Source organism: Methyloglobulus sp. (assembly GCF_046714055.1).
GTDB lineage: Bacteria > Pseudomonadota > Gammaproteobacteria > Methylococcales > Methylomonadaceae > Methyloglobulus.
In genome coordinates, this window is sequence record NZ_JBKKBJ010000282.1 from 1 (window position 1) to 8,720 (window position 8,720).

8 protein-coding genes are annotated in these 8,720 nt (G+C 47.9%); all 8 read right to left on the minus strand.

Features of this window, described 5'->3' with window-relative positions:
* On the minus strand, positions 1 to 983 hold a 983-nt coding region (locus tag ACLQ6D_RS17175; RefSeq protein WP_411728527.1), incomplete at its 3' end, for an FN3 associated domain-containing protein.
* A gap of 87 nt (positions 984 to 1,070) precedes the next feature.
* Positions 1,071 to 2,606: a DUF499 domain-containing protein gene (locus ACLQ6D_RS17180; protein ID WP_411728528.1), complete on the minus strand. Its 1,536-nt coding sequence runs from the start codon at positions 2,604 to 2,606 to the stop codon at positions 1,071 to 1,073.
* 369 nt (positions 2,607 to 2,975) lie between these two features.
* Positions 2,976 to 3,686, minus strand: coding sequence for a 4'-phosphopantetheinyl transferase family protein (locus tag ACLQ6D_RS17185; protein WP_411728529.1), 711 nt, complete (start codon positions 3,684 to 3,686; stop codon positions 2,976 to 2,978).
* Positions 3,687 to 5,360 (minus strand): gamma-glutamyltransferase, encoded by a 1,674-nt coding sequence (gene ggt / locus ACLQ6D_RS17190; RefSeq protein WP_411728530.1) that lies wholly within the window; start codon positions 5,358 to 5,360, stop codon positions 3,687 to 3,689.
* A 103-nt stretch (positions 5,361 to 5,463) separates the two neighbouring features.
* Positions 5,464 to 5,904 (minus strand): DUF1772 domain-containing protein, encoded by a 441-nt coding sequence (locus ACLQ6D_RS17195; protein ID WP_411728531.1) that lies wholly within the window; start codon positions 5,902 to 5,904, stop codon positions 5,464 to 5,466.
* Positions 5,905 to 5,928: 24 nt separating this feature from the next.
* Complete coding sequence (gene acpA, locus ACLQ6D_RS17200) at positions 5,929 to 7,467, minus strand: acid phosphatase (RefSeq protein ID WP_411728532.1); 1,539 nt, start codon at positions 7,465 to 7,467, stop codon at positions 5,929 to 5,931.
* Positions 7,468 to 8,299: 832 nt separating this feature from the next.
* Positions 8,300 to 8,557, minus strand: coding sequence for an IS1595 family transposase (locus ACLQ6D_RS17205; RefSeq protein WP_411728533.1), 258 nt, complete (start codon positions 8,555 to 8,557; stop codon positions 8,300 to 8,302).
* Positions 8,487 to 8,720, minus strand: a 234-nt coding sequence (locus ACLQ6D_RS17210) for a transposase (protein ID WP_411728534.1), incomplete at its 5' end; no start/stop codon positions are given. The genes ACLQ6D_RS17205 and ACLQ6D_RS17210, both read right to left, overlap by 71 nt.

Consider the following 8,720-nt stretch of genomic DNA (forward strand, 5'->3'; position numbering starts at 1 on the left):
CTGGACGCCGGAACTTCAAATGCACTGTCGTAACGAGCGCCTAAACTGCCAGGGTCTGAGCCATCAGTGGTATAACGTATTTCCGCTCCACCGGGTACGGCTTTCAGTTCAACTTGCCACTTATCGCCCTGCTGAATCACTTCATGTTTAAGTTGCAGCGTGTTTTCCCATACATAAACGCTGCCCTGGTCATGTTCACCCCGGCTATCGATACATGCAAAAGTAACGCGCATATCGCTAGTGCTAAACCGGGAATAACCACCCTCAGTTTCCGCGACATCCATTGATGCGGAACTGGGCGAGCTATGGCCTAGCTCATAAAGCACCTTGTTTCCGTTGACGGGAGTTATTTTCAAGTTAACCTCTCCGGTATCAGTATTGCGGCTTAACAACTGAACATTGACCTGGGTTTCCGGCTTAGGCGGTTCACGGTTAATAATGCCGCCATCATCAACCCATGCACCCATATCGAGCATTTTTATCTTGAGGGCTTCGAGCGCTTTAGGATCATGAAAATTCCATTCGGTATTGGTCGCAGCGGTCCGAAGCACTTCGTTCCACTGGGATTTTTGTTGATTGCGAAATAATCGCGCTTCAACTTTTTTGCGAAAGGTATCACTGCTGACATCGGTGGTGAATTTGCCTTTTTGTTCCAGGGTGTCACGAATCAGTTTTTCACCGTCAAATTGATTGTTTTCAAAGTGAATCCGGTAATCAGTTACGCGCAGGGCATTGTCTCTACCGGGATAAATAAGGGTGGTAAAGGTTTCTTGTAGCGCACTGCGCAAACTTAGCGTGATTTTGTCCTGTGAGTTTTCGGCATCACGATATTGCTGATCACTGCTCACCATGCGCTCAGCTTTAAATTCTGCCAGAATGTCGTTGATAGCCTTGTATTGTCGAGTTTGCTCTATCAATCGCCCCATGCTGCGATGACTTCCGGTTAAAAATAACACCCCTGTTTTTAAAGTCGGCACTTTCATAGAATTTTTGCCATTCCTCGCTGAGTTTGCTGTTTTGTACGGGATTAGTAGCGGGTTGAGTAATGATTAAGGTTACCCGATCGATTTTCAATTCAACTTATCCAATGGCGGAAGAACTCGCATGTCTTGATAGCAATCACGACTATGCGGCGTAAATAAACCCTCCAAATACTTGCGCAATTCTTTTAAACAACTTTCTTCGTTATAGGAATTGGCCTGGCTGTGTAGTTTGGCCGCCAGGTTCTGGATATTTTTAAAAAATAAACGACCATCGACACTGCGGTGTAAATACCAGGCTTGGGTAGGCAAGTAATCAATGACATTCTTTTTAATGGCTGAAATATCACGCCCTGGCGCACATAAATAGCTAACAATGTCACTGTCTCGCAAACCGTGCGTTGCACCGGGTACAGCCGCTAGTGAGGCCACTAATATGAGTTTGGCTACATCTTGAGCATCGTCTGTTGTCCCTAAACGAATGTCTAACTCTTCAGCTATGGAATGTCCATCTTTCGCAATATCATGGGTAATCGCTTCTGTTAGCGAAGGATTTATCGAACGGATTTCTGATTGTATTTCTTCGTTGTTGAGGTTGAAATCGTACGGATGAACTAATTTCACACGGTCTGCACGGAGCACACCTCTAATGTTTGCAGTGTACATATCGGCAACAATGACCCGCATTAACCGAATTAAACCTCGTGTTTGCTGGAACCCAGGATTTTCTTTAAACCGTGCATACAAATCACGGATTGAAAAATGAAAGGGGTAGGATTCAACTAACTGTGCGGCAAAGGATTCCGGCGTCGCATTGGTAATATCCATTTGCTTGGCTACACGAACGGCTTCAGCGTAGTCCTGGGCGATCCCGCGAATAGTTTCTTCATCTGGTAAGTCAGAAAACAAGCGGGTGCGCAAGATATGGTATAGCTCGTCACCTTGAGGATTAACCGGTTCTAAACGTAATGATGACCGGTTCGCTTCGTTGGCAAGGTTGTCCAATGCTTGATTGAGTTCGTTTGATCCATCTTCATAAGATGCACGGAGATCGGATATAACCACGCAAACATTCGATAATTCAGGACGGTCAACGGCGACCATTAAATTGGATAAGGCGGTATTAGTGACATGCGCCAGTGTGGTTTCACCAATTTCCCTAGCTTTTGCGTTAGCAAAATACGGCGGCAATTCATCCAGAAAGATGATTGTCGGTTCACCCTTGAGTAAATTAATCCATGCCGTGGTACCAGGTGCGCTTAAAGGCGAATATAGGTCACGAAAAACATCTTTTTTGCCCAGTTGATCGGCAAGTTCGCCCCATATACCAAATTTCGCATCTGATTCACGGCCATTAAAGCCAATTACTCGAACTGCGCCTAAACGGGAGCCTTGGACATTATTACCCAGAATCTTTGACCGTAGCGCCGGATTTTTGGCCAATAGCCCCAAAGCAATCATGTTGTGGGTTTTACCCCCACCCATCGACTGGCTGAGTAAGAATGTACTGGCCTGGTTGCTTCGCCCTTCTAACCGTTCAAAGACCTTATCTAGCAAGGTCTGCATTCCCGAGGTAATAAAGTTTTCATCAAAAAACTGGTCAGGGCTGATTCGGTCTTTAAGCAAGTCATCAATGTTTAAAACAACATCTCTGCGGGATCGATCAAAAACACTTTGTCGAGGCTTACAGGTAATACTAAGGTTCATTTTGCATTATTCCCATTTTGATTTTTTACTAGCGTCATTTTTCGGAATTTATACAACGCTGGCTATCTACTGCAACGGCCGGCTTAAAGTTTAGATGTACAAACCTGTAATTGTAATCTAATTCGCTTTTATTATGGGTTTGGGGAATGAAGTTCAACAGCACCACAATGTCCGCTAACGATCATCCTCATTTCCCTGAAACAGAATCTCATGTTTTGTTGTATAACACCGCCCTTCTTGGGCGGTTTTTTTATTTCTGGCGGTAACCGAACTTATACACCCGTCTTGCTACGCTATTGTAGCGAGTGAATTCCAGGACACATCCAGCCGTTCGATGTGATTAATGCCTTTATTTTTTGCCGCCAATGCGCAGCAAATAAATTCACCTAAATCAATATCCTGTATAAACCATTCGCTGGCTTGCCCATAATCCTGAGGGATTCTTAATAGTTCGGTTTGATTTAGTGGATTGATGACACATTGCTTCAACCCAAGCGCGATACCCTTGCCTGTCGCTTTCACAAAGGCTTCTTTACGTGTCCAGAAGCGGAAAAAGGCTTGTGTTTTCTCATTTTCCGGCAGTTGTTGCCAGTAGCTTTTTTCTTCCTCCGCAAAACATTTATCGACCAGTGCATCTAAATTTGTCCTGGGCTTGCACAGTTCAATATCAATGCCTAGATCGTAGTTATTAGCGATTGCCACGACCATCTTATTGGCGGTATGCGATAAATTAAAAACCAGTTCGGGATAATCAGCGAGATAAGGCTTGCCATATTCGGTCTTATGGATACGAAGTTGTTCAGGCATTGCATTGACGACATGTCCCAGCAGAATTCTTAGCCGAGCATGGATTTCCACATAGCGCCTGTGCAATTGCTCATTTTTTATTGTGCTGACATGTTGCTGCTCGGTTGGGTCGAGTATACGCCAATAATGCAGATAATTGACTTCCGTTGTCTCACAATCGCCTTGCCAAAGTTTGATCGTATGGCTATCCACTTAAGGGCTTACCCATGTTTTGCCTACCCCTCGTGGGTCGCTGGCGGCTGTCAATGAATGTGTGCCTTTGTGCAACTGGACGGCTTGCATATCGCCGTACAGACTGCGGGTTTCTTTCACAAAATGGCCCAGAGCAGTCAACTTTGAAAGCTCGCCTGGAGAAAACGCACCTTTCTCATGTTCCAGGACATCGGGCATAAATTGATGGTGAAAACGGGGTTGTCTTACCCAAGAATCAGGGTTATTGCCTTTGGCAAAATCCAACACCCCTAGCAAAACCATCGAGATAATGCGGCTGCCGCCGGGCGTACCCAAAACGGCAATACGCTCAGGTGTTTCAAGAAAAGTCGGTGTCATGCTGGACAGCATACGTTTCCCTGGAGCAATCGAATTAGCAACGCCCCCGACCAACCCATAACCGTTCATGGCACCTGGAAGGCTGGAAAAATCATCCATCTCATCATTGAGCAATACACCGGTACCTTCCGGTGCAAATCCAGAGCCGAACGGCATATTGATGCTTAGGGTAGCGGCAACCCGGTTGCCGTCTTCGTCAACAATCGAAAAATGTGTGGTCTGGGTTCCTTGATTCTGCTCGGGTAGGTCACCGGATAAAAAGCCGCTCGGCAAGGCTTTGTCGGGCCTTATAGTGCTCCGCAACCCGGCGGCATAATCCGCACTGAGCAAACGTTTGACCGGAATGTCGATAAAGTCAGGATCGCCAAGATATAAGGCACGGTCGTGGTAAGCGCGGCGCATAGCTTCTGCTATCAGGTGTTTGTGGGTTATTTCATCCGTTTTTTGCAAGTCGAATCCTGAGAGGATATTCAAGGCTTCGAGCAAGACGATACCGCCGGACGATGATGGCGGCGCACTGGTGATGGTTATGCCCTGATAGCTTCCTTTAACGGGTACACGTTCTACAGCTTGATAATCGTCTAGGTCTTGCTGGCTCCATATCCCACCCGCCTTGCGGACACTATCCACTAATTTATCGGCAATTTCACCACTATAAAATCCGTCCTTGCCGGATTTGGCTAGCTGTTTTAAGGTATTTGCCAAGTCGGGTTGTTTGAGGATTGAGAACGGTTTGGGAACTGACCCGTAAGATAAAAAAATGGCTGCTGCATGGCGGTCTTTTTTCAGCACATCGGCCCGAAAAGTGAGCATTCTTCTGTGCCGTTCCGTAATTGCAAATCCATTTTCGGCATAGCGTATTGCTGGGGCTAAATTTTCCGCAAGAGACAAGCGACCATATTTCTCCGACAGATGTACCAAGCCGGCTGGCAAGCCAGGAATCGCAGCCGCCAACGCCCCGTCCAGCGATAATTTCGGTATCACTTTGCCGGATTTATCCAGGAACATGTCCTTATGCGCCGCTAATGGCGCTTTTTCACGGCCATCGATCAGGGTTTCAACTTGGTCTTTCGTCCGGTGCAACAACCAGTAACCGCCTCCGCCCAAACCTGAACCCGCCGGTTCGACTACAGCCAAAGCTGCGCTCACGGCAACCGCCGCATCAAAGACATTGCCACCCTTGCCGATAATTTCAAATCCTGCCTCAGTCGCTAAAGGGTGTGCTGAGGCAATCGCTGCCTTGGGGTTCTCCGCATTGACTGGGTTAACCCAAAGTAAGGCCCATAAAACACCGAAGATAAGAAATCGATTTCGCATGCTTTGTATTAGTAATTAAAAAGCATTTTGGCTAAATGGACAACAGAAGTGCTATTTTTTGTAAGATCAATACTGTGAAACAATGCTTAGGTCGAGCATTTTTTTAGACTTTAATTAGCAAGACGATATAACTAATTGATGCGATGAGACTTAGAAGGCTACGAACAGAGTGCAATTTACCCCACTTGTTTAGTAACTCGCGAGTTTCCTGTGAAGCTAGATCACGCTCTGGTGCAAGAAGTAAATTATTGGTAGGCATAATCGCAATGAATGTGAACGGCACAACCAAGCCAATAATCATGGCGCTGAAGAGCCACATAACGCTACCACCAAGTAACCATACAGTAAGACCTGCAAGAAAACTTATAATTGCCAAAGAAGCTTGCATCATTATGGCGCGTTTATAACTTGATGCCCATACTATTGAAGCAGTTTTTGTATCGCAACCCATGCGCGCTGGATGTTCGACAAGATTTATGTAAATGGCCGCGCCAGTAAATAGGGTGCAAGACAGTACGGCTATGAGTTGTGTAATTTCTAGCATGCGTCTTCTCCGAAAAAATTAGATTTAGAATTCGAAAGCGTTGGTCAAATCACCTGCGTTAGCCCGAACGCCATGCAAAGGCTCTAAGCCAAATCGCAACGTAATAAATTTGATAATCGAGGTGGTATCGTAAGAAGTGTGGTCAACAAAATGCCGCTTGGCTAAAGGTGAAATAATGATTGCGGGTATTCGAGTCCCTGGCCCCCAGCGGTCGCCTTTGGGCGGCGCAACATGATCCCAAAACCCGCCGTTTTCGTCGTAAGTGACAATCACAACGGTTTTCGGCCAAACCGGGCTTTGTTTGATTTTGGTAAGAATCTTGTCGAGATGCTGGTCACCGGTTAGCACGTCGGTATAACCGGGATGCTCATTGAACTGACCGGTAGGCTTATAGAATGCGACCTGCGGCAATGTGCCCTTTTCTATTGCTTGCAGAAAATCTTCGCCATCCTGTAAATGCAGTTCCCGATCAGGAGTGCCAGGTGCGAACCGGGCATAATAGTTGAATGGCTGGTGGTGTGGTTGAAAGTTGACGGTTCCGGGCTTATTCGTATAAATCACGGTACGCTTGATGTCTGTTGCTTGTCCGCCGTCGGCTAAGGCTTGCTTCCATGCCCCTGCATACCACACCCAGGAGACATTTTTGGCGGTCAGGGTATCGCCAATTGTTTTTGTGGTCTGTGGCAGTAGCGGCAGCTTGTCAGGATCGGCAAATCGTTGGTCACCGTCCTGTGGCGGAGGAATTTGTGAGGGTTGATAGGGTGGTTGAACAGGGCCGACCACATAACCGTCTGGGGTAATTGGCAATTCCCCTCCTTCGAATTTGGGTGCGCCATACATGGCAGATGGTGGGGAATCTGGCTTCCGTTTAAGCAGGCCACGCCTGTCCAGGGGTATCCGTGCGTCTTCGGCTGCCGATAGATTGTACAAGGCGCAGGCGCACACCAGCCATTGATGGTTCAGGAAAGAGCCACCGAATGCCCCCATGAAAAAGTTATCGGCCAGCACATAGTCTTGCGCCCATTTCCACAGCGGCAGTTTTGAGCCATCGTAATAGCCCATGACCAGCCCACCGGCATCAGATATGGCGGCAAACTTATTGTTTTTGCCACCGTTGATTTGTTCTATGTTTTGGTAATAACGGTGTACAAGGTCTCGCGTCCTGGCGGACAAAGGCAAATTCATGGACGGGCGGTCAATTTGAAACGGTTTATTTGGCAGTCGTTCAACCAGTGGTGGCTTACCTATCTCAGTTGCCCAGATGGGCGGCAACTCCTTGAACACTTTGCCGTCATGGTCGATCTGGGTATATTGTTCCGGCGTTGCCTGCTTGATGCCATTAGCGCCCGGAAACAAGCCATAGAGATTATCAAAGCTGCGGTTCTCGGCATAAATGACAATAATATGCTCGATGTCATTTAAGGTAGGCTTCGCTGCGAAACTGGCGGAACTGCAACAGGCAAGCAGAAAAATAATCGCTGCTTGAAGCGGATGGGTCAAGCCAATAGATTTTGCAGAATCAGGATTATTTATTTGGGTAAAATGCTTGGGCTTATTGTTCATATAATGACTTCCGATTATGCTGACCATGTCCATATTTATCGCAAATGTTAACACATTAACTGCCGTAAAATTATCAAGTGTCCTTGTAATAAGAGGTTGTATAAATTCATCAAAAAAATAACCTGATTAGCAAGGGGCTTCAGCCAATGTGCACTATTTACAAGCAGCATAGTTCCGGCAGGGATCCAGAAGCCAAGGATGACAATTAATAATCACATCCTTGTAATAACAATCCCAATATATTTTCATATTATCAGCATAGGGTTATAGTTTTAAAGGGCTAGCCATTTAAGTGCTGTGACCAGTACCGATTATGGTCCCTCCATGGGTGCATAGGGGATTTACTTGCACATGAAGAGGGGTGTGGCCTATGGTTGATGGGTGGGCGGGGGTTTGTGGGTTTGGTCAATGGATTCATAACGAGAGCCTTATAGGATAATGGCTGCATTTGAACCGCTTGTTTGGGGAGTCGCCGGAAAAGAAGGCCACGAAACTCCGATTTGCGCCGGTTGGAACGGAATGCGGACTCGTCGGTGCGCTTGAAGATGATCCGCCTCCACTGCCCTTTGATGAGTTCCGGGCAGCCATCGCTTGAGGAGGCTGGCTAGGCGGTGAACTTCCGGCAAACATACATGGGCTGAGGCGCTGGAGCGGGTCACCCCATGAGGCTTGTGCAGGCAGTCGCCCTCAATGGCATCTGGGGAAGAAAAGCCACCAGTGGATGGCGGCACCCGGCTTAACGTAGTCGAGCAGGGACAAGCGCAACGCCGACGCCCGAGCGTCGGGAACGACACGCAGGCGGCACCAACCGAACCCCTTGGGGCTGGGTCATTCAACGGCCAGCTACGGGCGTCTTGCCCTCCGCTCCCTGCCCCCGCTTCCCAGGTTTGAGGCCACCGATGAAAATCTCGTCGACTTCGACCTCACCGGTGAGCAAATCACGGTTTGGTCGCGCCATCGCAGGGCGGCAGCGGTGCAGCATGGCCCAAGCCGTCCGGTAAGTGCCAACATCGAGACGCTTATGCAGGGTTTTTGCAGGGACGCCATTCTTTGCGGAGGCCATATGCCAAGCGGCTGCAAACCAGGCCATGAGAGGGCAGCGCGTACGGCGAAAGATGGTTCCGGCAGTCACAGCTCCGGCGTTGGCATGGCGCGCACCAAAACCGTCCGCCCTCCATCCGCCATTGGCTAGATGTCCCGCATTGTGGGCAGAAAAAACCGTTGGGCCAACGAAGCCACTTAAGGCAGTCAAG